Origin of the sequence: Paracoccus aeridis, from assembly GCF_004923205.2 — a bacterium.
Lineage (GTDB): Bacteria > Pseudomonadota > Alphaproteobacteria > Rhodobacterales > Rhodobacteraceae > Paracoccus > Paracoccus aeridis.
On record NZ_SELD02000043.1, the window covers coordinates 15,553 to 39,152 of the forward strand.

Below are 23,600 nucleotides of genomic sequence, written 5' to 3' on the forward strand. Positions count from 1 at the left end.
GGGCGCGCTGGGTCATTGGCTGATCGCGCCGGTCCTGCTGCCGGCCGTCGTCGGCGCGCTGATCATCCTGTGGATGCGCGGCGACCTGCTGCTGCAGCGGGTGTTCTCGGTCGCGGCGACGGCGGCGCAGGTCGCGCTCGCCGTCTGGCTGCTGGCGCAGGCGGCGGGGGGCGAGATCTTCGTCTATCGCCTGGGCAACTGGCAGGTGCCGTTCGGGATCGCGCTGGTGCTGGACCGGCTCGCGGGGACGATGCTGCTTCTGACGGCGGTCCTTGCGCTGGTGGTGCAGCTCTATGCCATCGGGTCGGGCTGGGACCGGCGCGGCGCGCATTTCCACGCGCTGTTCCAGTTCCAGCTGATGGGCCTGACGGGCGCGTTCCTGACCGGCGACGCCTTCAACCTGTTCGTCTTCTTCGAGGTGCTGCTGATCGCGAGCTACGGCCTTCTGGCCCACGGCGGGGGAGAGATGCGGCTGCGCGCCTCGGTCCAGTACGTCGTGGTGAACCTTGCCGGGTCGGCGCTGTTCCTCGCCGCGCTCGGGACGATCTATGCGTCCATGGGCACGCTGAACATGGTGGACCTTGCCGACAGGATGACGCGGCTGCCGCCCGACCAGACCGCGCTGATCCGCGTGGGCGCGGTGCTGCTGATGCTGGTCTTCGCGATCAAGGCGGCGCTGGTACCGCTGCACTTCTGGCTGCCGGCGACCTACGCCAACGCGCCGGGGCCGGTCGCCGCGCTGTTCGCGATCATGACCAAGGTGGGCCTGTACGGGATCATTCGCTTCTACACGCTGGTGTTCCCGGCAGGCGAGGCGATGGGCACGCTGGTCGCGGACCTGCTGCTGCCCGCCGCGCTGCTGACGCTGGTGCTGGGCCAGCTGGGCGTGATGGGCAGCCGCGACCTGGGCCGGATGGCGGCGTGGGGGGCGCTCGCGTCCGTGGGCACGCTGACGCTGGCGGTGGCGCAGTTCACCGAGGCGGGGATTTCGGCGGGGCTGTGGTACCTGCTTCATTCGACCCTCGCCACGGCGGCGCTGTTCCTGGTGGCCGATCTCGTCGCGGGCCGCCGCGGCAGCCTGCGGCTGGCCGCGATGTCGCGCGGCGCGCAGGCGGGGCTGGTCGGCGCGTTCTACATGGCGGCGGCGGTCGGGGTCGCCGGCCTGCCGCCCCTGTCGGGGTTCCTGGGCAAGCTGGCCGTGCTGCAGGCGACGCGGGGAACCGACTGGACGCTGGCGATCTGGGCCGCGATCCTCGTGACCTCGCTCATGGCGATCATCGGGTTGGCGCGGGCGGGGACGATCGTGTTCTGGACCGCGTCGGACGCGGCGGCGGCAACGGCGCCCGAGCCGGGACCGGCCCCGTGGCTCGCGCTCGCCTGCACCGGCGCGCTGATCGCCGGGCTTGTCGCGCTGACCGTCGCCGCCGGCCCCGTCATGCGCTTCACCGACGCGACCGCCGCGCAGCTTCACGACCTCGGCCCCTATGTCGATGCGGTGCTGGTCCGGCAGGAGGGCGCGAGATGATCCGCCGCATCCTGCCGCATCCGTTCATGTCGGTGCTGATCGTGCTGGTGTGGATGGCGCTGGTGAACCGCTTCGCCTGGGGATCGCTGGTGTTCGCGGCGATGCTCGCGGTCGCGGTCCCGCTGTTCACCGCGCCCTACTGGCCCGGCAAGCCGCGGGTCCGCCGGCCGCTGAAGCTCGTGGCCTACACGGCGCTGGTCATCTGGGACATCATCCGCGCCAACGTCGACGTGGCGAAGATCGTCCTTTTCACCCCCTCGTCCGACCTGCGCCCGGCCTGGGTCGTCGTGCCGCTGGACCTGGAGAGCGCGGAAGGCATCACCGTCCTTGCCGCGACGATCACGCTCACCCCCGGCACCGTCACGGCCGACGTGAGCGGGAACGGCAACGCGCTGCTGGTGCACTGCCTGCACGCGCCCGATCCGGCTGCGATCGTCGCCGACATCAAGTCCCGCTACGAATCCCGCCTGAAGGAGATCTTCACGTGACCGCCCATGCCCCGGAGATGGCCCTGATCGGCTGGGCGGTGTGGTTCGCGCTCGGCTGCTTCGGGACCGCGCTGCTGCTGTGCCTTTACCGGGTCGTGTTCTCGCCTGCGCTGACCGACCGGATCCTCGCGCTCGACACCATGACGATCAACGTGATCGCGGCGCTGGTGATCGTGGGGATCGCGGACGGCACCCCGGTCTATTTCGAGGCCGCGATGCTGTTTGCCATGGTCGGCTTCATCGCGACCGTGGGCTTCGCCAAGTTCCTGCTCAGGGGGGACATCATCGAATGACGGCGCTGGCGCAGGTTCTCGTGGCGGCGCTTCTCGTCATCGGGGGCGGCTTCGCGCTGGTCGGCGCCTGGGGGCTGGTGCGGCTGCCCGACGCGATGACCCGGCTGCACGGGCCCACCAAGGCGGCGACGCTGGGGGTGGGGGCGGTCCTGATCGCGTCGATGCTGTATTTCTGGGGCGTGAAGGGCGTGCCGAGCTGGCACGAGCTGCTCATCGCCCTGTTCCTGTTCGTCACAGCGCCGATCACCGGCTTCTTCCTGTCCAAGGCCAACCTGCACCGCTCGTGGGACCGGACCGAGATCCCGCCGCCGCCCGGCCCCGGCAACGACTGGGCCACCTTCGGCGATGAGGCGGACGTGGCTGGAACGGAAAGGCCGGACCCCCGCTGACGCCTCAGCCCCGCGGGTGCGCCGCACCGTGGACGGACAGCAGATGCGCGTCGTCCACCGCGGTATAGACCTGCGTCGTGGACAGGCTCGCATGACCCAGAAGCTCCTGGATCGTGCGAAGGTCGCCGCCCGCCGCCAGCAGGTGGGTGGCGAAGCTGTGCCGCAGCGCGTGCGGCGTCGCCGTGGGCGGCAGGCCGAGCGCGTGGCGCAGCCGCACCATCAGGCCCTCGACCGCGCCTGCGGACAGCCGCCCGCCGCGCACGCCGCGAAATAGCGGATCGTCGGGGGCAAGGCCCCACGGCTGCACCCGCAGGTAGGCCGCGATCCCGTCGCGCGCCACCGGCAGCACCGGCACCTGCCGTTCCTTCCCGCCCTTGCCGCGCACCCGCAGCACCTCGCCCATCGGCCAGTCGCGGCCATCGAGCGCCAGCGCCTCGGAGATCCGCAGCCCGCAGCCGTAGAGCAGCGTCAGCACCGCCTGGTCGCGGGCGGCGACCCACGGGGTGTCGTGGGTGACGGCGGCGAGGTCGAGCACCGCGCGCGCCTGGTCGGGCGCCAGCGGGCGCGGCAGGCTGCGGCGGTAGCGGGGGGCGCGGGACGACAGCGCGCGGCTCACGTCGAAGCCCTCGCGGTCGGCGAGCCAGCGCAGGAACGACCGCACCGCCGACAGGCGGCGGGCGAGCGACCGGGCCGACAGTCCGCGCGTCCGTTCGGCGGCGGCGAAGGCGCGCATGTCCGATTGCGTCAGCGCGCCCATGCGGGCGGGCAGGGCGGGCGCGCCGTGGTGGCCGCCCAGGAACGACAGGAACGCCAGCAGGTCGGACTGGTAGGCGGTGATGGTGTGGTCCGAGCGGTCGCGGGTGGACCGCTCGCCATCGAGCCAGCGGGCCAGCGCGTCGGCCATCGCCGGCGCGAGCGCCAGCGGGGGCGGGGCATGATGCGGCGTGGTGCCTGTCATGCCCGCGCCCGGGTCATTCCCGCAGCCAGCCCATCAGGACCAGCCGGAACACCTGCCCGAAGAAGCGCAGGAGGTCGGTCCCCTGCGCGGGCGAGAACCGCCCCGGCTCGGCCGACCCGATCAGAAGCAGCGCCGGGTGGCGGTTGGGGCCCAGGTCGATCGGCAGCAGCGCCTCGGACGCGACGGGCTGGCCGTGGATCGCGAGCGTTTCCGACGCGGCCTTGCGCAGGACGATGTCGGCCCCGCGCGGCGCGCGCCGCCCGGCCGAGATCAGGTGCGCGATCGTTCCCGCCGGCATCATCTGCAGCGCGCTTTCGGGATCCGTCTGCGGATCGTCGAGGCTGTCGCTTTCCATGACCAGCCGCAGCGTGTCCACCCGCAGCATCGGCGCCACGTCCACGTTCAGCGTGTCGAGGAAGCCGGGGAAATCCACCGGCTCCAGCAGCGCGATGACGGCGCGATGGATCGTCTGGGTGCCGGTCTGGTTCTCGTAGGCGGCCGAGATGACCGTCTCGTGCGCCGATTCCAGCCGGTCGAGCCGATGCTCCAGCGCCTCCATCGCGCGGCCGCGGATGTCGATCACGTTGGCGCCCAGTTCCGCCTCTCGCGCGGCCACCAGCGCCCGCATCAGGCCGCGGTCGTGCAGGATCAGCGAAGGCTCGGCCAGCAGCCGGTCGCGGGTGGGGGCGTCCAGCGCGGGATCGTCGTCCAGCGCCGGATCGCCGCCCTGAAGCGTCGCGTCCTGGGTCCGGCCTTCGGTCATAGGCCGATCTTCTGGCCGGTCTTGGCCCAGTCGGCGTTGAACTGTTCCAGCCCCTTGTCGGTCAGGACGTGGCTCGCCATCGCCTTGATGACGGCGGGGGGCGCGGTGATGACGTCGGCGCCGATGCGCGCGCATTCGACGATGTGGTTCACCGACCGGATCGAGGCGGCGAGCACGTTTGTCTCGAACCCGTAGTTGTCATAGATCGTGCGGATGTCCGCGATCAGTTCCATCCCGTCCAGCCCGAGGTCGTCGAGCCGCCCGACGAACGGGCTGATGAACGTGGCCCCGGCCTTGGCCGCCAGCAGCGCCTGCGAGGCGGTGAAGCACAGCGTGACGTTGACCATGTGGCCGTCGTCCGACAGGGCCTTGCAGGCCCTGAGCCCGTCCCAGGTCAGCGGCACCTTGACCGCGATGTTGGGCGCGATCTCCGCCAGGTGCTTGCCCTCGCGGATCATGCCCTCGGCATCGGCGGCCACGACCTCGGCGCTGACCGGGCCTTCGACCAGTTCGCAGATCTCGCGCGTGACCTCGGCGATGTTGCGGCCCGATTTCAGGATCAGCGAGGGGTTGGTGGTGACGCCGTCCACCATGCCCAGTTCGTGCAGTTCGCGGATGGCGGCGATGTCGGCGGTGTCGACGAAGAATCTCATGTCGTGGCTCCTGCGCGGGGTCGGCCCGCGGAATGGTGGGGTGCTTGGGGCCGGGTTTACCGCAGAACGCCCGCCCGCGAAAGGCCGGGGCCGCGGATGAGCGGGCCGGAGGCGCGGTTCTTTCCGCCCGGCGAGCGGGTCGGCGTCCTGACAACCGAGCCGGTGGGGCTGCTCGACTACCTCGCGCCCGAGGGGGGCGTCAGAACCGGGCAGCTGGTGGTGGTGCCGCTGGGGCCGCGGCAGGTGATGGGCTGTGTCTGGGGGCCGGGCGACGGCGGGTTCGACGCGGCGAAACTGCGCCCGGTGCTGCGGCTGGTGGACGCAGAGCCGCTGACGCCGCGGATGGTCGAGTTCCTGTCGCGGGCGGCCGACTATACCCTGACCGCGCTGCCGGTGATGCTGCGGATGGGGCTGCGCGCGCCGGACCTGGGCCAGCCCCCCGCCGCGCGCCGGGTGATCCATCGCGCGGGCCCGCCGCCCGAGCGGATGACCGACGCCCGCGCCGCCGTGCTGCGGGTGATCGACGAACATGGCGGGGCGGGTTTCTCGCCCAGCGAGCTGGCGAGCCTCGCGGGGGTGGGGGCGTCGGTGGTCAAGGGGCTCGTCGCGGCCGGCACCCTGGCGGAAACGCAGGCGCCGCGCGACGCGGCCTTTCCGCGGCTCGACCCCTCGCTGCCGGGCAAGCCCCTTGCCCCCGACCAGGCCGAGGCGGCGGATGCGCTGCGCGCGGCGATCCGCGCGGGCGGCTACGGGACCACGCTTCTGCGCGGGGTCACCGGGTCGGGCAAGACCGAGGTCTATCTGGAGGCCGTCGCCGAAACCCTGCGGCAGGGCCGGCAGGCGCTGGTCCTGCTGCCCGAGATCGCGCTGTCGGCAGAGTTCCTCGACCGGGTCGAGGCGCGGTTCGGCGCCCGCCCCGGCGAGTGGCATTCGGGCGTCACCGGGGCAGAGCGGCGGCGGCTGTGGCACATGGCCGCGCGCGGGGCTGCGGGCGTCGGGATGGTCGTCGGCGCGCGCTCGGCCCTGTTCCTGCCGTTCCGCGATCTCGGCCTGATCGTCGTCGACGAGGAACACGACGGCAGCTACAAGCAGGACGAGACGGTCTACTACAACGCCCGCGACATGGCCGTGCTGCGCGCGAGCATCGAGGGGGCGCAGGTGGTGCTGGCCTCCGCCACGCCCTCGGTCGAAAGCTGGGTCAACGCGGGCGCGGGCAAGTACCGCCGGATCGACCTGCGGTCCCGCTATGGAGAGGCGGAGCTGCCCGCGATGGCGGCGATCGACCTGCGGGCCGAGGAGATGCCGTCCGGGCGCTGGATCTCGCCCACCCTCGCGGCGGCGGTGGACGAGCGGCTGGGGCGGGGGGAACAGTCGCTCCTGTTCCTCAACCGCCGGGGCTATGCGCCGGTCACGACCTGCCGCGCCTGCGGGCAGCAGGTCGGCTGCGACGACTGCGACGCGCGGATGGTCGAGCATCGCTTCCAGAAGCGCCTCGTCTGCCACCAGTGCGGGGCGACGAAGCCGATCCCGGTCGCGTGCCCGGCCTGCGGGACCGAAGGCAGGATGGCCGCGATCGGGCCGGGCGTCGAGCGGGTGGCCGAGGAGGTGGCGGAGCGGTTCCCCCAAGCCCGCGCGGCGGTGCTGTCGTCGGACCTGTTCCAGTCGGCGCGGGCGCTGAAGGCCACCATCGCGGACATCGCCCAGGGCGGGGCCGACATCATCATCGGCACCCAGATCGTCGCCAAGGGCCACAACTTCCCCGGCCTGACGCTGGTGGGGGTGATCGACGCCGACCTGGGGCTGCAGGGCGCGGACCTGCGCGCGGCGGAGCGCTCGTTCCAGCTGATGCGGCAGGTCGCGGGGCGCGCGGGGCGGCAGGCGGGCGACCGGCCGGGGGTCGCGCTTCTGCAGACCCACCAGCCCGACCACCCGGTGATCCGCGCGATCCTGTCAGGGGACGACGAGACCTTCTGGAACGCCGAGGCCGCCGCCCGGCAGGCCGCGGCGATGCCGCCGTTCTCTCGCCTGGCCGGGATCATCCTGTCCCACCCCGACCAGCCGGTGGTGGAAGGCTATGCCCGCGATCTCGCCCGCGTGGCGCAGCCGCTGCGCGAGGTCGGCGCGGACCTGTTCGGCCCCGCGCCCGCCCCCATCGCCCGGGTGCGGGCGCGGTACCGGGTGCGGATGCTGGTCCGCGCGCCCCGGCAGGCGCCGCTGCAGGACGCGATCGCGCGCTGGCTGGCGGCGGCGCCGAAGCCGCCGACGAACCTGCGGCTGAGCGTGGACATCGACCCGCAGAGCTTCCTGTAGGGTCGCGCCCCGGCCGGCCCCCTAGCCGCCGTTGCGGCCTTCCTCGCTGAAAACCCTCGGCAGGAGTTTGCCGGGCGCCCGGAAGCCTTATGCTTCTCCTGCCCGCCCGGTTTAGAGACCGGACCCGGCCAGCACGCGTTCAAGGACGGGGGCCAGGCGTTCGGCCCATTCCCGCTGCCCCGCGTCGTCCCCGATCAGGTCGTTCCTGACTTCCACCAGCACGTTGGGCCGGCCGTGAGCAAGCGCGTGGCGGTCGATCGCGTCGCCTTCCAGGTGGCCCGAATACGGCTGGTTGTCGCCCGTGATCCAGCCCTCGTCGCGGCAGGCGCGGACCATCGCCGGGCCCAGCCGCTCGTCGCGGTGCGAATAGAGGATGCCGACCGCCCAGGGGCGGCGCGGGCGGCCGCGGAGCTGCGGGGTGAAGCTGTGGATCGCGCAGATCGCGCGGGCGGGATGGCGCGCCGCGACCCGCGCCAGCGCGGCGTGGTAGGGACGGTGGAGGAGATCCAGCCGCCTCTCGCGCTCGGCCGCGTCGGCCCGGCGGTTCGCCGGGATCACCGTCCCGTCGTAGAGCCGCATCAGCAGCGTCGGGTCGTCCTCGCCCCGGTTCGGGTCGATCACGAGGCGCGAGAAGTCCGACAGGATCGCCGGTGCGTCCAGCAGCGCCGCGAGATGCCGCGCGACCCCCGCCGCGCCCACGTCGAAGGCGATGTGGCGCGCCATGTCCGCGGCCGCGATCCCCAGGTCGCCGCCGTTCACCCAGTCGGGCACCCGGTTCGAGGCGTGGTCGCAGGTCACGAGCCAGCGCGAGGGGCGATCCCCGCCTTCGATCCGGTATGCCGGCGCGCTCATTAATTCTTGTTGCATTGCCGCGATATAGCCCGCGCCTTTCCGGTCTGCCAGTTGCCGCCACGGTGCGGTTGCGACATACAGACCTCGCGACCGGAAGCGCCGCGCGACGGGACGGAAGGATATCGGATGAGACGGCACCGCAACGTCAAGATCGTGGCGACACTGGGGCCCGCGTCGGCCGACGAAGCGACGATCCGCGCCCTATTCGAGGCAGGGGCCGACGTGTTCCGCCTGAACATGAGCCACGGCAGCCATGCCGATCACCTCGGCCGGCTGCAGATCATCCGCAGGATCGAGGCGGATCTGGGCCGGCCCATCGCCGTGCTGGCCGACCTTCAGGGACCGAAGCTGCGCGTGGGCACCTTCGCGGCCGGCCCGGTGGAGCTTGTCGTGGACCAGCGGTTCCGTTTCGACCTCGACCCCGCGCCGGGGAACGGGCAGCGGGTGCAGCTGCCGCACCCGGAAATCTTCGCGGCGCTCGAGCCCGGATCGAAGCTTCTGGTCAACGACGGCAAGATCCGCCTGCGGGTGGATGCGTGCGGGACTGACTTCGCCGAGTGCACCGTGATCGCCGCCGGCACCATCTCCGACCGCAAGGGCGTGAACGTCCCCGACGTGGTGCTGCCCCTGGCCGCGCTGTCCGACAAGGACCGCGCCGACCTGGAATTCGCCTGCGAGGCGGGGGTGGACTGGCTTGCCCTGTCGTTCGTGCAGCGCCCCGAGGACGTGATCGAGGCGCGCGGCCTTGCCCGCGGCCGCGCCGCGATCCTGTCCAAGATCGAGAAGCCGGCCGCCGTGCGCGCATTCTCGGAAATCCTCAAGGTCTCGGACGGGATCATGGTCGCGCGGGGGGATCTGGGGGTCGAGCTTCCGGTCCACGCCGTGCCGCCGATCCAGAAGCGGCTGGTCCGCGCCTGCCGGCAGGCGGCGACGCCCGTGATCGTGGCGACGCAGATGCTGGAAAGCATGATCGAAAGCCCGATGCCCACCCGCGCCGAGGTCAGCGACGTCGCGACCGCCATCTACGAAGGCGCCGACGCGATCATGCTGTCGGCGGAATCGGCGGCCGGGCATTTCCCCGTCGACGCGGTCCGCACGATGGACGCCGTCGCCCGCTCGGTTGAAAGCGACCCGGTCTACCGCGAGGTGATCGAAAGCTCGCGCAGCACCGCCAACCGCACCTCGGTCGCCGACAGCATCGCCGTCGCCGCGCGCGAGATCGCGGAAACCACCGACATCGCCGCGATCTGCGCCTATACCCAGTCGGGCACGACCGTGCGGCTGGCCGCGCGCGAGCGTCCGCGGGTGCCGATCATCGCAATGTCGTCGCAGCCGGACGTGCTGCGGCGGATGGCGCTGGTCTGGGGCGCGCACTGCGTGCTCACCCCGGCGCTCGAACGCTTCCGGCAGGCCGTCGTCAACGCCGTCGTCGCGGCGCGGGAGTTCGAGTTCGCCGACCCGTCACGCCAGATCATCGTGATCGCGGGCGTGCCGTTCAACACTGCGGGATCGACCAACATTCTTCGCGTCGCCCCCTGCGACGAGCGGTTGATCTATCGAACCGACCCGGAATAGACGCGCCCCGCAGACTGCCGGCGAGACGCGCAGGCATACGAACGGACATCCGAAATGACTGACATCCTGATACTTCTCGGCACTGCCGCCGTGGCGCTGTCCATCGTCCTTCTCGTCGTGGCGCTGGCCCGGACCGAGCCGCCGCGCGGCGCGGCCGTGGCGGCGGTCGCCGGCATCGCCGCAATCGTGGCGGCGGCGTGGATGGACCCGACCCCGTTCCAGATCCACGACCTCGGCCTGGCCTGGCAGCGGCTGCTGCAGGGCGACATCCGCGCCTGACCGCGCAGGCGATCCCGCATCGCTGCCGCCGACCGCTTGCAAGCGGTCGGCGCCCCCTGTATAGGGCGCCCTTCGATCCCGCGCGGCCGGCCGGATGGCATTGCCGAGTCGCGCGTTCACTCTGACTTCGAGGAGAAGAAAATGCCGAAGATGAAGACCAAGGCGGCCGCGAAGAAGCGGTTCTCGATGACGGCCTCGGGCAAGGTCAAGGCCGGCCCCGCAGGCAAGCGCCACGGCATGATCAAGCGCTCGACGAAATTCATCCGCGACGTGACCGGGACCATGATCCTGTCCGACGCGGACGCGAAGATCGTCAAGAAATACATGCCCTACAACCGCTGATCGAGGAGCCGAGACATGTCCCGTGTGAAATCCGGCAAGGTCACCCACGCCCGCCACAAGAAGGTCCTTGACGCCGCCAAGGGCTATTACGGCAACCGCTCGCGGAACTTCCGCACCGCGACGCAGGCCGTCGACAAGGCCAACCAGTACGCGACCCGCGACCGCAAGACCCGCAAGCGCAACTTCCGCGCGCTGTGGATCCAGCGGATCAACGCCGCCGTCCGCGCGGTGGATGCCGAGATGACCTATTCGCGCTTTATCGCCGCGCTGTCGAAGGCCGGGATCGAGGTCGACCGCAAGGTCCTGGCCGACCTCGCCGTGCACGAGCCCGAGGCGTTCAACGCCATCGTGGCCCAGGCAAAGGCGGCCGCCGGCACTCAGGCCGTCGCCGCCTGACCGGCCCGACCCTTCCAGGCTGCCCGAACCCGCGCCCCGGCGCGGGTTCTTTCGTTCTGACGCGTCCTGCCCGGCGCCCGGTGGCTTCCGCGCCCGTGCGCCGCGTGCTAAGCCCGCCCGGCAATTTCCGCGAGGCCCCGATGACCGACACCGACACCCTGCGCTCGACCTGGCTTGCCCGCGTGGCCGATGCGGCCGATGCCCCCGCGCTGGAGGAGGTGCGGCTGGCCGCGCTGGGCAAGAAGGGCGAGATCAGCGGGCTGATGAAGGAACTCGGCCGCATGACGCCCGAGGAGCGCCAGATCCGCGGCGCGAGCCTGAACCGCCTGCGGGACGAGATCGACGCCGCGCTCCGCGCCCGCCGCACGGCGATGGACGACGCGGCGCTGGACGAGCGGCTGAAGTCGGAATGGCTGGACGTGACGCTGCCCGGCCGCCCCCGCCCGCACGGCACGATCCACCCGGTGAGCCAGGTGATGGAGGAGGTGACGGCGATCTTCGCCGACATGGGCTTCGCCGTGGCCGAAGGCCCGCAGGTGGAAAGCGACTGGTTCAACTTCGACGCGCTGAACATCCCGCCCGAACATCCCGCGCGGCAGGAACACGACACCTTCTTCATGGCGCGCGCGACAGGCGACAACCGCCCGCCCCACGTACTGCGCACCCACACCTCGCCCGTCCAGATCCGCGCCATGCAGGCGCAGGGCGCGCCGATCCGCGTGATCGCGCCGGGCCGCGTCTATCGCATGGACATGGACCAGACCCACACGCCCATGTTCCACCAGGTCGAGGGGCTGGCGATCGGGAAGGACATCTCGATGGCGAACCTGAAATGGACGCTGGAGGAATTCTGCCGCGCCTTCTTCGAGGTGCCCTCGGTCGAACTGCGCTTCCGCGCCTCGCATTTCCCGTTCACCGAGCCCTCGGCCGAGGTCGATATCCGCTGCGACTGGTCCGGCGGGCAGCTGAAGATCGGCGAGGGCGAGTCGTGGTTGGAAATCCTCGGCTCGGGGATGGTGCATCCGAAGGTGCTTGCCGCGGCGGGGGTGGATTCGGCGGAGTGGCAGGGGTTTGCCTTCGGCATGGGGATCGACCGGATCGCGATGCTGAAGTACGGGATTCCGGATCTGCGGGCGTTTTTCGATGGCGATCTGCGGTGGCTGCGGCATTATGGGTTTGCGGCAGGGGATGTGCCGAGTGTGAGCGGGGGGTTGTCGCGGTGAGTAAAGAAAAGCATATTGAGAGGATTTGGATAGCTTCTGGAACGATCATTGCTCTAGGCAGCGTAGCCACTGCAGTTATTGGTAGGCCTCCTAAGCCAGAGGACATCAATGATGCACTCGTCACTAATTCGGTTTTGGCGGCCCTTGCTATTCCTGGTATTCTATTCCTCACGGCGCTGTTGATATTCGACATCGTGCAATTGTTTATAATTACAAAACAAGCTACTACCAACTCAAGCAATCAGGCTTCCGAATCTTTTTTTGAGGAAGTTGTTTCTTTTCTGGCCGGAGGATATGGTGCTCTATGGGGCTGTATCTGCTTCCTTTTTTTATCTACTGCAACTTTTGCTCCCGGAGCAGTGCTTAGGTTTACTCGCAGTTTTTTTTCGTCCCCCTCGAATGTCGTGATGCTCCTCGGCGCTGCATTTCTTTCATCTGCTATCATCATCTGTCGGTGGGGCGGGAAGTTGGCGACTTTTGAGAGAGGTTTCTTGGCCTTCCTTACTACAATCGGGGTATTGTCCATTTCTCTTGGCTTCGTTGCAAAATGGAGCGGAGGCTAACATGAAGCTTACCTTCTCCTGGCTCCGTGACCATCTCGACACCACGGCGAGTCTGACCGAGATTACCGACGCGCTGACCGACCTCGGGCTTGAGGTCGAGGAGGTCGTCGATCCCGCCTCCAAGCTCTCCGCCTTCACCCTCGCCCGGATCGCGCAGGCCGAGCCGCATCCCGACGCCGACCGGCTGCGGGTGCTGCGGGTGGAAACCGACGAGGGCGAGAAGCAGGTCGTCTGCGGCGCGCCGAACGCGCGGGCGGGGCTGGTCGGCGTGCTGGCCAAGCCCGGAGACCATGTGCCGGGGATCGACACCACCCTCGGCGTGGGAAAGATCCGCGGTGTGGAATCCCACGGCATGATGGCCTCGGAACGCGAGCTGGAGCTGTCGGACGAACACAACGGCATCATCGAGCTGCCCTCGGGGCAGGTCGGGCAGCGGTTCACCGACTGGCTGGCCGAGAACGCGCCCGAGAAGATCGACCCGGTGTTCGAGATCAAGATCACCCCCAACCGCCCCGACGCGCTGGGCATCCGCGGCATCGCCCGCGACCTCGCCGCCCGGGGGCTGGGGACGCTGAAGCCGCTCGACATCCCGCCGGTCGAGGGCAGCTTCGACTCCCCCATCGGCGTCACCATCGCGCCGGAGGCCACGGCGCGCGCGCCGCATTTCACCGGCCGGCTGATCCGCGGCGTGACGAACGGCCCCAGCCCCGACTGGCTGCAGCAGCGGCTGCGGGCCATCGGGCTGCGCCCGATCTCGACGCTGGTGGACATCACCAACCTGTTCACCTTCGACCTCAACCGCCCGCTGCATGTCTTCGACGCCGCCCGCGTCCACGGCGACCTGACCGTGCGCGGCGCGAAGGCGGGCGAGAGCCTGCTCGCGCTCGACGGCAAGACCTACGACCTGCGCGAGAGCGACCTCGTGATCGCCGACGACCAGGGCCCCGAAAGCCTTGCCGGGATCATGGGCGGCGAGGCGTCGGGCGTGACCGGGGCGACGACGGACGTGTTCCTTGAAAGCGCCTACTGGCAGCCGATCGGGATCGCCGCGACGGGGCGCGCGCTCAAGATCAACTCGGACGCGCGCTACCGCTTCGAGCGCGGCGTGGACCCCGCGTTCACGCGCCCGGGGCTGGAGGCGGCGACGCGCCTGATCCTCGATCTCTGCGGGGGCGAGGCGAGCCGCGTGGTCGAGGCGGGGGCGGCGCCCGACACTGCGCGCGCCTACCGGCTGGACCCGGCGCGGACGCAGAGCCTCGTGGGGATGGAGATCCCCGAGGCGCGGCAGCGCGCGACGCTGGAAGCGCTCGGCTTCCGGATGGACGGCGACATGGCGTGGGTGCCGCCGTGGCGCCCCGACGTGCAGGGCGAGGCCGACCTGATCGAGGAAGTCGCCCGCATTGCGAGCCTGTCGCGGCTCGAGGGCAAGCCCCTGCCGCGTCCGCGCCCGGGCGTGCCGCAGCCCGTCCTGACGCCCCTGCAGCGGCGCGAGGGCGCGGCGCGGCGGATGGCGGCGGCGCTCGGCTACAACGAATGCGTCACCTACAGCTTCATCGACGAAGCCTCGGCGGCGCTGTTCGGCGGCGGCTCGGACGCGGTCAGGATCGAGAACCCGATCAGCAGCGAGATGTCGCACCTGCGCCCCGACCTGCTGCCCGGCCTGCTGGCGGCGGCGGCGCGGAACCAGGCGCGCGGCTTTGCCGACCTGGCGCTGTTCGAGCTGGGGCCGGTCTTCTCGGGCGGCGAGCCGGGTGAGCAGACGGTGCAGCTGACCGGCCTTCTGGTCGGGGCCAGCGCGCCCCGCGACGCCTTCGGGTCGCGCCGTCCGGTCGATGTCTACGACGCCAAGGCCGACGCCGAGGCGATCCTTTCCACGATCGGCGCGCCCGCCCGGGCGCAGGTTGACCGCAAGCTCGACGGCTGGTGGCATCCGGGCCGCGCCGGCAACATCGCGCTGGGGCCGAACCGGCTCGCCACCTTCGGCGAGGTGCATCCGCGCGTCCTCAAGGCGATGGGCGTCAAGGGGCCGGCGGTCGCGTTCACGGTCCACGTCGCGAACGTGCCGCTGCCGAAGGTGAAGACGCCGACGCGCCCCGCGCTCAACCTCAGCGACCTGCAGGCGGTCGAACGCGATTTCGCCTTCGTGGTGGACGCGGGCGTGGAGGCGCTGACCATCGTCAACGCGGCGCAGGGCGCGGACAAGGCGCTGATCGAAAGCGTGCGCGTGTTCGACCAGTTCGCGGGCGAAAAGGCCGAGGCGCAGATGGGCGCGGGCAGGAAGTCCGTCGCGATCACCGCGCGTCTCCAGCCCCGCGACAAGACGCTGACCGACAAGGAGATCGAGGCGGTCGCGGCGAAGATCGTGGAAAAGGTCGCCAGGGCGACCGGCGGCACGCTGCGCAGCTGAGGCGGGCGGGCGCCGACCCGAATCGGGCCGGCGCCCCCGCGGTCATTCGCGGGGCGGGACGTCGAGGCCCCTTTCCACCGCCGGCCGGGCGGTGAAACGGTCCACCCAGCGGGCGATGTTCCGGAAGTCGTCAAGGCCGACCAGGTCCTGCGCCTCGTACCCGGTCCGCAGGGTCCGCACCCACGGCGCGATCGCGATGTCGGCGATGGAATAGTTGCCGGTGATCCAGTCGCGCCCGTCAAGCTGCCGGTCGATGACGCCGAGAAGCCGCTTGGCCTCGTTGACGTAGCGGGTAAGCGGGCGCTTGTCCTCGATCTCGCGGCCCTTGTAGCGGTGGAAGAAGCCGATCTGGCCGAACATCGGCCCCACGCCGCCCATCTGGAACATCAGCCACTGGATGGTGTGATACCGCGCGGCCCCCTCGCGCGGCAGGAAGCGCCCGGTCTTGTCGCCGAGATAGATCAGCATCGCGCCGGATTCCCACAGGCCGATCGGCTCGCCCCCCGGCCCGTCCGGGTCGATCATCGCGGGGATCTTGTTGTTGGGGTTCAGCGACAGGAACTCGGGCGTCATCTGGTCTTCGGGGTCGCCGATGCTGATGCGGTGGACGTCATAGTCCAGCCCGCATTCCCCGAGCATGATCGACGCCTTGACCCCGTTCGGCGTCGGCAGCGAATACAGCTGGATCACGTCCGCGCGGCGCGGCGGCCAGCGCCTTGTGATCGGAAATCCACTCAGATCAGCCAATCTCGGGCCTCCCGCGTTCAATCTTTTGTTTACTGCTGCGTGTCATGGTACCCCGACCCTAGCAGGAGCCTTGCCTGCATCAACGACGAAAGGGCTCGCCATGATCAAGGAATTTCGTGATTTCATCGCCAAGGGCAATGTCATGGACATGGCCGTCGGCATCATCATCGGGGCCGCGTTCACGGCGATCGTCACCTCGCTCGTCAGCGACCTGATCGAGCCCGTGCTTGGCCTGATCACGGGCAACACCGATTTTTCGAACTACTTCTACCCGCTCGACGGCAACGACTATCCGACGCTGCGGGCAGCGCGCGACGCCGGCGTCGGCGTGTTCGCCTATGGCAGCTTCATCACGGCGGTCATCAATTTCCTGATCATCGCCTTCGTCGTGTTCCTGCTGGTGAAGGGCGTGAACAACATCAAGGACCGCGCCATGCGCAAGCAGGAAGCCGAGGCTTCCGCGGCCGGCCCCTCGCAGGAAGCCCTGCTGGCCGAGATCCGCGACCTGCTGGCCGCCCGGCCCGACATGGGCCGGACTGCCGGCCCGGCCGGTTCCCACGATCCGGCGCAGCTGCGCTGACCCGAACCGGCGGGCGGGGGACGACCCGGCCCGCCGTGTTTTCCGTCGCGTGAACCGCCGCTGCGGTCAAAGCCCCAGCAGCGCCTCGGGCGTGCGGGCCTCCAGCCCCAGCGCCGCGCCGACGGGGGGTGAGGTCAGGACGCCGTCGTGGACCGCCAGTCCCGCCCGCAGGTGGGGATCGGACGTGCAGGCCGCGCGCCAGCCCTGCTCGGCCAGCGCCACGACGAACGGCAGCGTCGCGTTCCCCAGCGCCTGGGTCGAGGTGCGGGCGACCGCGCCCGGCATGTTGGCCACGCAGTAGTGCAGCACGTCGTCGACCGTGTAGACGGGATCCTCGTGGGTGGTCGCGTGCGACGTCTCGAAACAGCCGCCCTGGTCGATCGCCACGTCGACCAGCACCGACCCCGGCAGCATCGTCGACAGCTGCGCGCGGGTGACGAGCTTGGGCGCGGCCGCGCCGGGGATCAGGACCGCGCCGATCACCACGTCCGCGGTCGGCAGCAGGTCCGCGATCGCGCCGGTGTTGGAATACTGCGTCTTCAGCCGGCCCATGAAGATGTCGTCGATATAGGACAGCCGCGCCAGCGACCTGTCCAGCACCGTCACGTCGGCGCCCATTCCGACCGCCACGCGGGCGGCCGCCGTTCCAACGACGCCGCCGCCGATGATGACGACCCGCGCCGGCTGCACGCCGGGCACCCCGCCAAGCAGGACGCCCCGACCGCCATTCGCCTTCTGCAGCGCCCAAGCGCCCATCTGCGGCGCAAGCCGGCCCGCCACCTCGGACATCGGCGCAAGCAGCGGCAGGCCGCCGCGGGCGTCGGTCACGGTTTCATAGGCGATCGCGGTCGCGCCCGACGCGAGAAGGTCGCGCGTCTGGTCGGGATCGGGCGCGAGGTGCAGGTAGGTGAAGAGAAGCTGCCCGCCGCGCAGCATCGCGCGCTCGCCGGCCTGCGGTTCCTTGACCTTGACGATCATGTCCGCCGCCGCGAACACCGACGTCGCGTCCGGCGCGATCTCGGCCCCGGCGGCGGAGTAGTCCGGATCGGTGAACCCCGCGCCCGTCCCGGCACCGGCCTGGATCGATACGCGGTGGCCGCGCCCCACCAATTCCTGCACCGCGTCCGGCGTCAGCCCGACCCGGAACTCCTGCGGCTTGATTTCCTTCGGGCAACCGACGTGCATGCGACTTCCTCCCCTTCGCAAAGCGCTCCCCTGTCGCGATCCTGTCATGACAGTGCGGAAGATTTCTGCTTATCTGCCGGCGAGCCGGCGGGGTCAGGTGAAGATCCTGCTGCATTCTGCGTGTTGGGCCGAAGGAACCGCCGGAATGATCCAGATCGACGATACCGACCGGCGCATCCTTGCGACGCTGCAGAAAGAGGGGCGGATATCGAACGCGGACCTTGCCGAACGGGTGAACCTGTCGGCCAGCGCCTGCCACCGCAGGGTCCAGCGGCTGGAACAGGCGGGCGTGATCGCAGGCTACGTCGCGCTGCTGGACCAGCGCAGCCTGGACCGCACGACAACCGTCTTCGTCGAGATCACGCTTTCGGGTCAGGGCGACGCGGTGCTCGACGCCTTCGAAAAGGCTGTCCGCGCCATCCCCGACGTGCTGGAATGCCACCTGATGGCGGGGACGGCCGACTACCTGCTGAAGGTGCTGGCCGCCGACACCGACGATTTCGCCCGCATCCACCGACAGCACCTCGCCCGGTTGCCGGGCGTCGCGCAGATGCAGTCGTCGTTTTCGCTGCGGACGGTCGTGCAGACGACGGCGCTGCCGGTGTGAGGGCGATAGGGCTGCAGTGCGCGGGCAAAAACCTGCGGGTGCTCCGAGAAGCCGCGACCGTCCGTTGACACGCCGGGAAGAAGAAACCCCCGCGGCCAGGGCTGCGGGGGTTTCCTGAACTCATGGCTCGCTCGTCGGACAGCGCGCCTTCGCAAGACCCGTAAGGGGCTTTCTCAAGTCCCTCAGAGGGCGCCTTCGCGCTGGGCCTTTTTACGGGCCAGCTTGCGGGCGCGGCGGACGGCCTCGGCCTTTTCACGGGCTTTCTTGACCGACGGCTTCTCGAAATGCTGCTTCAGCTTCATTTCGCGGAAGACCCCTTCGCGCTGAAGTTTCTTCTTCAGGGCACGAAGCGCCTGTTCGACGTTGTTGTCGCGAACGCTCACCTGCATGTGGTTGTCACCACCTTCCTAGGTTAGAGTTGATCTGATCTGCAGGAAGCGGCCCTATAGCCCGACTGCCCCGGCTTGTCCAGCGGAGGACGACGATGAATGACGCGACCGACAGGCTGCTGGATGCGGCGCTGCTGCACGTCCCGTTCGAGGGGATGAACGACCGTGCGCTGGTGGCGGGCGCGCGCGACATCGGCATCTCGCCGGACGTGGCGCGGGCGATGTTCCCGCAGGGCGGCGCGGGGCTCGCGGCGGCGTACCACCGGCGCGGCGACGCGGCCCTGCGCGCCGCGCTGCGGGCCGATCCGCCCGCCGGACGGTTCCGGGACCGCGTGGCCGATGCGCTGTGGCGCAGGGTCTGCGCGTCCGACCCCGAGCTGGTGCGCGCAGGCGCGTCTGTCATGGCGCTGCCGCAGAACGCGGCCCTGGGCGCGCGGCTCGTCTGGGAAACGGCCGACACGGTCTGGACGGCGCTGGGCGACAGGTCCGACGACGTGAACTGGTGGACCAAGCGGGCCACGCTGTCGTCGGTGTGGGGCGCCGTGGTGCTGTACTGGCTCGGCGACTATTCCGAGGGGCGGGCCGACACCCGCGCCTTCATCGACCGCCGGATCGACGACGTGATGCGGTTCGAGAAGCTCAAGGCCGCGGCCCGCAGGGTGCCGGGGGTGGGCACGCTCGCCGATTTCGCCACCGGCTGGATCACCAGCCCCCCGCGCGACAGCCGGTTTGCCGCACCGGGCGGGACGCGGCGCAACGACGGAGCCACGAGATGAACCTTCCCGACGACATGACCGCGATCGAGATCTCGCAGCCCGGCGGGCCGGAAACGCTGACGCCGGCGCGGCGGACGGTGCCGATGCCGGGCCCGGGGCAGATCGTGATTCGCGTGGCCTATGCCGGGGTGAACCGGCCCGACGTGCTGCAGCGGCTGGGCGCCTACGCGCCGCCGCCGGGGGCGTCGGACCTGCCGGGGCTGGAATGTTCCGGCCATGTCGCCGCGGTCGGTCCGGGCGTCACGCGCTGGCAGATCGGCGACGCGGTCTGCGCGCTGCTGCCCGGCGGCGGCTATGCCGAATACGTGGCCACCCACGCCGACCACGCGCTGCCGGTCCCGCAGGGCGTGACCCTTCGCGCGGCCGCGTGCCTGCCGGAAACGGCCTTCACCGTCTGGTCCAACGTGGTGATGCGCGGGAAGCTGCAGGCGGGCGAGCGGTTTCTCGTCCACGGCGGATCCTCCGGGATCGGCACCACGGCGATCCAGGTCGCCCGCGCGCTGGGCGCCCGCGTCTGGGCCACCGCCGGATCGGACGAGAAATGCGCGGCCTGCGCGGCGCTGGGCGCCCAGCCCATCAACTATCGCACCGACGACTTCGTCGAGGCGCTGCAGGACGAGGGCGGGGCCGACCTGATCCTCGACATGGTGGGTGGCGACTACATCCCGCGCAACATCCGTGCGCTGGCCGATGACGGGCGGCTGGTGTTCATCGCCTTCCTGGGCGGGCCGAAGGTCGAACTGAACTTCGCGCCGGTCATGTCGCGGCGGCTGACGATCACCGGATCGACCCTGCGCCCGCAATCGGATCTCGCCAAGGCCCGGATCGCCGACGAGCTGCGCCGCCACGTCTGGCCCATGGTCGAGGCCGGAAAGCTGCGCCCGGTCATGGACCAGGAGTTCGCGCTGGCCGATGCCGCCGCAGCCCACAGGCGGATGGAGCAGGGCGATCACATCGGCAAGATCGTCCTGCGGGTGGCCGGCGAGGACTGATCGCGCGTGTCCCGGAGAACCTCAAGCGCCGGAGCCTCCGGCGGGGATATTTCCGGACAGAAGATGGGACGGGGGCACGCACCCCGCAGCGGCGCTCGTCCGTGCGGGGTGAGGCATCTCCTGTCACGGCCATCGGCGTCCCCGCCTGTTCCGCCCGGACAGGGTCGCCGAAACATCTTCACACCGGGTTGACGGCACCGATCTTCTGCCCGTGATTATCCATGCGGCGCGTCGGCGGAAGCGGCGCCGGCGCCTCAGCCCGGCGCTTCCATCAGCAGCGCGCCCCGGCAGTCGCGGCGGATGTCGGGGGCGCAGTCGCGCGGCTGAAGGTCGCGGGTCAGGCAGATCCGCACCTCGTCCAGCCGCGTGCCGTTGCAGGTCACGGTGATGCCGTCGCGGGTCATGTCGGGGTTGGCCTGGATGAACGCGTCCTCGATGACCGACGCGGGCAGGTTCACGTCGCGCGGGAGCATCTTCAGCAGCGCCGGCACCTCGGCCGCGGCGGCGGCGTCGCGCACCGCCTGGTAGTAGCCTCGCGCGGACAGGCCCGAACAGCGGCCGTGCTTCTGCCACTGGTACCAGGCAAGCCCGCCCGACCCCATGACGTCGGCCATCGCCGCGCTGTCGCGGCGCGAGGGATCGCGCTGCGACGTGGCGCAGTCGGCGGGCCATCCGTCCTCGTATTGCGGCCACAGGCCGTGGACGGTGAAGGCGGTGCGCCTTTCGGGATCGCACTGCGGCTCGTCCCGGCCGCGGCCTTCCGTCGCGCACCACGCGGGCGACCAGCTGAGCGCGAGGACGTAGTAGTCGAACTCTCCCGCCACATCCTCCGCCGCGAGCGCGGGGCAGGATCCGTGGGCGACCAGCAGGGCGGCCGCGGCGGCGAGAAGGGCTTTCATGCGCGCGAGCGTAGCTGCCCCGCAGGCACGGCAAAAGGGGCTTCAAACACCCGGTCCTTCTGCGTATATTGCGCCTCAATTCCCGAAATTGCGGAATGGCGCCCCGCGCCGCCCGGTTTCACCGGACAGGATACGTTTGCGAAGGAGCAACCCATGAACAAGCCGTTGATGGCCAAGGCCACCGCCGTCTGGCTGGTCGACAACACCACCCTCAGCTTCAAGCAGATCGGCGATTTCTGCGGCCTGCACGAGCTCGAGGTCCAGGGCATCGCCGACGGCGACGTCGCGACCGGCGTCAAGGGGTTCGACCCCGTCGCGTCCAACCAGCTTGACCCGCAGGAGATCGAGAAGGGCCAGAAGGACGCGGCCTACAAGCTGAAGCTGAAGCACAACCCCGCCGCCGAGGGCGAGGAAAAGCGCCGCGGCCCGCGCTACACGCCCCTGTCGAAGCGCCAGGACCGTCCGGCCGCGATCCTGTGGCTGGTGAAGTTCCATCCCGAGCTGGCGGATGCGCAGATCGCCAAGCTCGTCGGCACGACCAAGCCGACCATCGCGGCGATTCGCGACCGCACCCACTGGAACATCCAGAACATCACCCCGATCGACCCGGTCGCGCTGGGCCTGTGCCGCCAGACCGAGCTGGACGCCGCCGTCCAGAAGGCCGCGAAGTCGAAGCCCGAGGTGATGACCGACGACGAGCGCCGCAAGCTGGTGTCGACCGAAAGCAGCCTGGGGATGGCCGACGAGCCGCGGATGCCGGCGGGGATCGCCGGGCTCGAGGGGTTCAGCCTGACCCGCGACGAGGGCAAGCGCACCGACGACGTGGACGCCGACAGCTTCTTCAACCTGCCCAAGGGGGATGAGGAGGAGTGAGGCTGCCGGCTTCTTGAGGTAGGTGCGGCATCCGCTGATCGCGAGCGAGCTGTTCCAAGCTCGCTGCAACACCGCAATCGCAGCAAGGCAATTCGGCCGTGTTACGCTGCAAACTGGCTCACGTTCATTGCATCAGGGATTGCTTTTGGAAAACGTGTTCTCTGCCCACGACTTCTTTTTCCCGGGTACAGACAAGGGGCTGTGCTATCTCGGTCCGCCCGGCAAGCTGCTGAAGAAGCGGCCGGCAGCACGGGTTCGGCAGATTGTCGCGACTGAGAGCGAAACCGTAAACAGGAAGATGCGGAGGCGGATAGATCCCCGCTGGCGCACGCCCACCAATCCCCCGGTGTTTGAGACGCTTTCGTCGCTGGTGCTGGCCCGCAATCTTGTTGCAGGACGACGTCGCATTTCCATCGAGGGGAAACTGGTACTCAGCGCAGCGGCGGGGGATCGGGTCTGGAAGGCCGTTCTGGACCGACTGGATGCCAATGCCGAGCGGCGCTTGAATGCCGAGTTCCAGCAGCGCAAACAGGAAGCGCATCATGGGATGGAAGTGGCGGACCCTGGCGACGACGACGCTCCATTTGTCGTCGATGCGAGGAATGGCTTCAACTTCTATCACTTTCTGACCGAGACGATGCCTCAGCTTTCCGTGATTGCTCGCGTTCGGTCGCAAGCAAGCATCTTCATACATCTGCCGCGGGTAGATGACCTCAAGGACTTTGTTCAAGGTTACGTCAGCGACATCTATCCGGGCTTGGCGCATCGCGTCAGCTACATCGACAAGATGGTCAAGTATGATGCCGCTCGTCTGGTCTATAACCATCGGCACTACCTTTACCAGTCCAGTGATGCGGCGATCGACATCGCGTTTTCGGAGCTTCCGCAGGACGATCCGTGGCGGCGTCTTGGCTCGGACCGGGCCTGTCGCAAGTTTCTGTCGAAATCGACGTTTGACACTGGAATGCGGCATCTGAGGCACGACGCGCTGGAGCGGGTGAGAGGATTGCCACAGCAGGACCGCCCCAAGCGCCTGTGGATCGGGCGCGATCCGAACAGTCCGGATAACAAGAACCGCCCAAACGCGCGCGAGAACGAATTGCTCGGAGAATTGCGCCGGCGCGACTTCACCGTGGCCTATCTTGAGAAACTGACGCCTCTTGAACAGATAGCGATGATCAATGGTGCCGACATCGTAGTCGGACCACATGGGGCGGGATTTGCGCATATGCTGTTCGCCAACCGTCGCGCCCTGTTCATCGAGGTTGGTACGCCGCAGACGCAGCTGCACCGATGGGGTGACTTTCTCGGTAACGCCCATGTCGCGAGCTGCGCCTATTCCACCGTTTTTGCGGATGTCGAGGGCTACGGCGCTGCGGAAGACATTCCAGCTATTTCGAGCGGGCATCGTGGAATTCATATCGGCGAATTGGCAGCAGAAAGGATCTTGAAGCACATTGACGAATTCTCCGCCCGTCACTGGCCTGTTTCCTCTGACGCTAAGGAACGGAATCGGACACGTTCGTAAGGAGACAG

Annotated in this window: 26 protein-coding genes; 18 read left to right on the plus strand and 8 right to left on the minus strand. The window is 69.5% G+C overall.

Annotation, left to right across the window (positions count from 1 at the left end; translation table 11 throughout):
• Positions 1–7 precede the first annotated feature (7 nt).
• Genes ELI80_RS12625 through ELI80_RS12640 form a run of 4 tightly spaced genes read left to right on the plus strand, consistent with a single transcriptional unit; the run spans position 8 to position 2,695 of the window.
• Positions 8–1,525 carry a monovalent cation/H+ antiporter subunit D gene (locus tag ELI80_RS12625; RefSeq protein WP_136652350.1) on the plus strand — a complete coding sequence of 506 codons (1,518 nt, stop codon included), beginning with the start codon at positions 8–10 and terminating at the stop codon, positions 1,523–1,525.
• The gene (locus ELI80_RS12630; RefSeq protein ID WP_136652286.1) at positions 1,522–2,013 is read left to right on the plus strand and encodes a Na+/H+ antiporter subunit E; all 492 of its coding nucleotides are present in this window, start codon (positions 1,522–1,524) and stop codon (positions 2,011–2,013) included. Before ELI80_RS12625 ends, ELI80_RS12630 begins: the two co-directional genes overlap by 4 nt.
• Positions 2,014–2,036: 23 nt before the next feature.
• Positions 2,037–2,306, plus strand: coding sequence for a K+/H+ antiporter subunit F (locus tag ELI80_RS12635; protein WP_136652351.1), 270 nt, complete (start codon positions 2,037–2,039; stop codon positions 2,304–2,306).
• The gene (locus ELI80_RS12640) at positions 2,303–2,695 is read left to right on the plus strand and encodes a Na+/H+ antiporter subunit G (protein ID WP_136652287.1); all 393 of its coding nucleotides are present in this window, start codon (positions 2,303–2,305) and stop codon (positions 2,693–2,695) included. Before ELI80_RS12635 ends, ELI80_RS12640 begins: the two co-directional genes overlap by 4 nt.
• Before the next feature lie 4 nt (positions 2,696–2,699).
• Here ELI80_RS12640 and ELI80_RS12645 read toward each other — a convergent pair whose 3' ends face one another.
• The 3 genes from ELI80_RS12645 to fsa are packed head-to-tail and all read right to left on the minus strand — an operon-like array spanning position 2,700 to position 5,069.
• The gene (locus ELI80_RS12645; RefSeq protein ID WP_136652288.1) at positions 2,700–3,653 is read right to left on the minus strand and encodes a tyrosine recombinase XerC; all 954 of its coding nucleotides are present in this window, start codon (positions 3,651–3,653) and stop codon (positions 2,700–2,702) included.
• A 13-nt stretch (positions 3,654–3,666) separates the two neighbouring features.
• A complete protein-coding gene (locus ELI80_RS12650; protein ID WP_136652289.1) occupies positions 3,667–4,416 on the minus strand; it encodes a DUF484 family protein in 750 nt (249 codons plus the stop codon).
• Positions 4,413–5,069 (minus strand): fructose-6-phosphate aldolase, encoded by a 657-nt coding sequence (fsa, locus tag ELI80_RS12655; protein ID WP_136652290.1) that lies wholly within the window; start codon positions 5,067–5,069, stop codon positions 4,413–4,415. Before fsa ends, ELI80_RS12650 begins: the two co-directional genes overlap by 4 nt.
• Before the next feature lie 96 nt (positions 5,070–5,165).
• On the opposite strand from fsa, the gene ELI80_RS12660 reads away from it, so the two are divergent.
• On the plus strand, positions 5,166–7,379 hold the full coding sequence (locus ELI80_RS12660; protein ID WP_136652291.1) for a primosomal protein N': 2,214 nt from the start codon (positions 5,166–5,168) through the stop codon (positions 7,377–7,379).
• A 111-nt stretch (positions 7,380–7,490) separates the two neighbouring features.
• Here ELI80_RS12660 and ELI80_RS12665 read toward each other — a convergent pair whose 3' ends face one another.
• Entirely contained in the window at positions 7,491–8,231 is a 741-nt protein-coding gene (locus ELI80_RS12665) for an N-formylglutamate amidohydrolase (protein WP_136652292.1), read from the minus strand.
• A gap of 126 nt (positions 8,232–8,357) precedes the next feature.
• Here ELI80_RS12665 and pyk point away from each other — a divergent pair, with 126 nt between their 5' ends.
• The 7 genes from pyk to pheT all read left to right on the plus strand — a co-directional run bounded on the left by pyk (position 8,358) and on the right by pheT (position 15,016).
• Positions 8,358–9,806, plus strand: a complete 1,449-nt coding sequence (gene pyk / locus ELI80_RS12670; protein ID WP_136652293.1) for a pyruvate kinase — start codon at positions 8,358–8,360, stop codon at positions 9,804–9,806.
• A 54-nt stretch (positions 9,807–9,860) separates the two neighbouring features.
• Positions 9,861–10,085 carry a hypothetical protein gene (locus ELI80_RS12675; RefSeq protein ID WP_136652294.1) on the plus strand — a complete coding sequence of 75 codons (225 nt, stop codon included), beginning with the start codon at positions 9,861–9,863 and terminating at the stop codon, positions 10,083–10,085.
• Between the two features lie 141 nt (positions 10,086–10,226).
• The gene (gene rpmI / locus ELI80_RS12680) at positions 10,227–10,427 is read left to right on the plus strand and encodes a 50S ribosomal protein L35 (RefSeq protein ID WP_017998717.1); all 201 of its coding nucleotides are present in this window, start codon (positions 10,227–10,229) and stop codon (positions 10,425–10,427) included.
• A 15-nt stretch (positions 10,428–10,442) separates the two neighbouring features.
• Positions 10,443–10,823, plus strand: a complete 381-nt coding sequence (gene rplT, locus ELI80_RS12685; protein WP_136652295.1) for a 50S ribosomal protein L20 — start codon at positions 10,443–10,445, stop codon at positions 10,821–10,823.
• A gap of 140 nt (positions 10,824–10,963) precedes the next feature.
• The gene (gene pheS / locus ELI80_RS12690; RefSeq protein ID WP_136652296.1) at positions 10,964–12,046 is read left to right on the plus strand and encodes a phenylalanine--tRNA ligase subunit alpha; all 1,083 of its coding nucleotides are present in this window, start codon (positions 10,964–10,966) and stop codon (positions 12,044–12,046) included.
• On the plus strand, positions 12,043–12,609 hold the full coding sequence (locus ELI80_RS12695; RefSeq protein ID WP_136652297.1) for a hypothetical protein: 567 nt from the start codon (positions 12,043–12,045) through the stop codon (positions 12,607–12,609). The genes pheS and ELI80_RS12695 overlap by 4 nt, the downstream gene beginning before the upstream one ends.
• A gap of 1 nt (position 12,610) precedes the next feature.
• A complete protein-coding gene (gene pheT / locus ELI80_RS12700) occupies positions 12,611–15,016 on the plus strand; it encodes a phenylalanine--tRNA ligase subunit beta (protein WP_136652298.1) in 2,406 nt (801 codons plus the stop codon).
• A 42-nt stretch (positions 15,017–15,058) separates the two neighbouring features.
• Here pheT and ELI80_RS12705 read toward each other — a convergent pair whose 3' ends face one another.
• The gene (locus ELI80_RS12705; protein WP_136652299.1) at positions 15,059–15,763 is read right to left on the minus strand and encodes a glutathione binding-like protein; all 705 of its coding nucleotides are present in this window, start codon (positions 15,761–15,763) and stop codon (positions 15,059–15,061) included.
• A gap of 100 nt (positions 15,764–15,863) precedes the next feature.
• Between ELI80_RS12705 and mscL the strand changes: the two genes are divergently transcribed.
• A complete protein-coding gene (gene mscL / locus ELI80_RS12710) occupies positions 15,864–16,343 on the plus strand; it encodes a large conductance mechanosensitive channel protein MscL (RefSeq protein ID WP_136652300.1) in 480 nt (159 codons plus the stop codon).
• Positions 16,344–16,409: 66 nt separating this feature from the next.
• Here the strand turns inward: mscL and ald are convergent, their stop codons facing one another.
• Positions 16,410–17,528, minus strand: a complete 1,119-nt coding sequence (ald, locus tag ELI80_RS12715; protein ID WP_136652301.1) for an alanine dehydrogenase — start codon at positions 17,526–17,528, stop codon at positions 16,410–16,412.
• Positions 17,529–17,676: 148 nt separating this feature from the next.
• Here ald and ELI80_RS12720 point away from each other — a divergent pair, with 148 nt between their 5' ends.
• Positions 17,677–18,135, plus strand: coding sequence for an Lrp/AsnC family transcriptional regulator (locus ELI80_RS12720; protein WP_201740635.1), 459 nt, complete (start codon positions 17,677–17,679; stop codon positions 18,133–18,135).
• A gap of 182 nt (positions 18,136–18,317) precedes the next feature.
• On the opposite strand, the gene rpsU is transcribed toward ELI80_RS12720, so the two are convergent.
• Complete coding sequence (rpsU, locus tag ELI80_RS12725; RefSeq protein WP_011748553.1) at positions 18,318–18,524, minus strand: 30S ribosomal protein S21; 207 nt, start codon at positions 18,522–18,524, stop codon at positions 18,318–18,320.
• A 95-nt stretch (positions 18,525–18,619) separates the two neighbouring features.
• Between rpsU and ELI80_RS12730 the strand changes: the two genes are divergently transcribed.
• Both ELI80_RS12730 and ELI80_RS12735 read left to right on the plus strand, forming a co-directional pair.
• On the plus strand, positions 18,620–19,300 hold the full coding sequence (locus ELI80_RS12730; RefSeq protein ID WP_136652303.1) for a COQ9 family protein: 681 nt from the start codon (positions 18,620–18,622) through the stop codon (positions 19,298–19,300).
• Complete coding sequence (locus ELI80_RS12735) at positions 19,297–20,292, plus strand: NAD(P)H-quinone oxidoreductase (protein ID WP_136652304.1); 996 nt, start codon at positions 19,297–19,299, stop codon at positions 20,290–20,292. The genes ELI80_RS12730 and ELI80_RS12735 overlap by 4 nt, the downstream gene beginning before the upstream one ends.
• Positions 20,293–20,546: 254 nt before the next feature.
• Here ELI80_RS12735 and ELI80_RS12740 read toward each other — a convergent pair whose 3' ends face one another.
• Positions 20,547–21,191 carry a ribonuclease T2 family protein gene (locus ELI80_RS12740; RefSeq protein WP_136652305.1) on the minus strand — a complete coding sequence of 215 codons (645 nt, stop codon included), beginning with the start codon at positions 21,189–21,191 and terminating at the stop codon, positions 20,547–20,549.
• A 153-nt stretch (positions 21,192–21,344) separates the two neighbouring features.
• On the opposite strand from ELI80_RS12740, the gene ELI80_RS12745 reads away from it, so the two are divergent.
• Positions 21,345–22,064 (plus strand): DUF1013 domain-containing protein, encoded by a 720-nt coding sequence (locus tag ELI80_RS12745; RefSeq protein ID WP_136652306.1) that lies wholly within the window; start codon positions 21,345–21,347, stop codon positions 22,062–22,064.
• Between the two features lie 22 nt (positions 22,065–22,086).
• The gene (locus ELI80_RS12750) at positions 22,087–23,592 is read left to right on the plus strand and encodes a glycosyltransferase 61 family protein (RefSeq protein WP_136652307.1); all 1,506 of its coding nucleotides are present in this window, start codon (positions 22,087–22,089) and stop codon (positions 23,590–23,592) included.
• Positions 23,593–23,600 lie beyond the last annotated feature (8 nt).

Coding starts and splice junctions, on each gene's coding strand:
- ELI80_RS12645 (WP_136652288.1), bottom strand. CDS start 3,653: ATGACAGGCACCACGCCGCATCATGCCCCGCCCCCGCTGGCGCTCGCG.
- ELI80_RS12675 (WP_136652294.1), top strand. CDS start 9,861: ATGACTGACATCCTGATACTTCTCGGCACTGCCGCCGTGGCGCTGTCC.
- ELI80_RS12665 (WP_136652292.1), bottom strand. CDS start 8,231: ATGAGCGCGCCGGCATACCGGATCGAAGGCGGGGATCGCCCCTCGCGC.
- ELI80_RS12630 (WP_136652286.1), top strand. CDS start 1,522: ATGATCCGCCGCATCCTGCCGCATCCGTTCATGTCGGTGCTGATCGTG.
- ELI80_RS12650 (WP_136652289.1), bottom strand. CDS start 4,416: ATGACCGAAGGCCGGACCCAGGACGCGACGCTTCAGGGCGGCGATCCG.
- fsa (WP_136652290.1), bottom strand. CDS start 5,069: ATGAGATTCTTCGTCGACACCGCCGACATCGCCGCCATCCGCGAACTG.
- ELI80_RS12660 (WP_136652291.1), top strand. CDS start 5,166: ATGAGCGGGCCGGAGGCGCGGTTCTTTCCGCCCGGCGAGCGGGTCGGC.
- pheS (WP_136652296.1), top strand. CDS start 10,964: ATGACCGACACCGACACCCTGCGCTCGACCTGGCTTGCCCGCGTGGCC.
- rpsU (WP_011748553.1), bottom strand. CDS start 18,524: ATGCAGGTGAGCGTTCGCGACAACAACGTCGAACAGGCGCTTCGTGCC.
- pheT (WP_136652298.1), top strand. CDS start 12,611: ATGAAGCTTACCTTCTCCTGGCTCCGTGACCATCTCGACACCACGGCG.
- ELI80_RS12735 (WP_136652304.1), top strand. CDS start 19,297: ATGAACCTTCCCGACGACATGACCGCGATCGAGATCTCGCAGCCCGGC.
- pyk (WP_136652293.1), top strand. CDS start 8,358: ATGAGACGGCACCGCAACGTCAAGATCGTGGCGACACTGGGGCCCGCG.
- ELI80_RS12740 (WP_136652305.1), bottom strand. CDS start 21,191: ATGAAAGCCCTTCTCGCCGCCGCGGCCGCCCTGCTGGTCGCCCACGGA.
- mscL (WP_136652300.1), top strand. CDS start 15,864: ATGATCAAGGAATTTCGTGATTTCATCGCCAAGGGCAATGTCATGGAC.
- ELI80_RS12745 (WP_136652306.1), top strand. CDS start 21,345: ATGAACAAGCCGTTGATGGCCAAGGCCACCGCCGTCTGGCTGGTCGAC.
- ELI80_RS12730 (WP_136652303.1), top strand. CDS start 18,620: ATGAATGACGCGACCGACAGGCTGCTGGATGCGGCGCTGCTGCACGTC.
- rplT (WP_136652295.1), top strand. CDS start 10,443: ATGTCCCGTGTGAAATCCGGCAAGGTCACCCACGCCCGCCACAAGAAG.
- ald (WP_136652301.1), bottom strand. CDS start 17,528: ATGCACGTCGGTTGCCCGAAGGAAATCAAGCCGCAGGAGTTCCGGGTC.
- ELI80_RS12640 (WP_136652287.1), top strand. CDS start 2,303: ATGACGGCGCTGGCGCAGGTTCTCGTGGCGGCGCTTCTCGTCATCGGG.
- rpmI (WP_017998717.1), top strand. CDS start 10,227: ATGCCGAAGATGAAGACCAAGGCGGCCGCGAAGAAGCGGTTCTCGATG.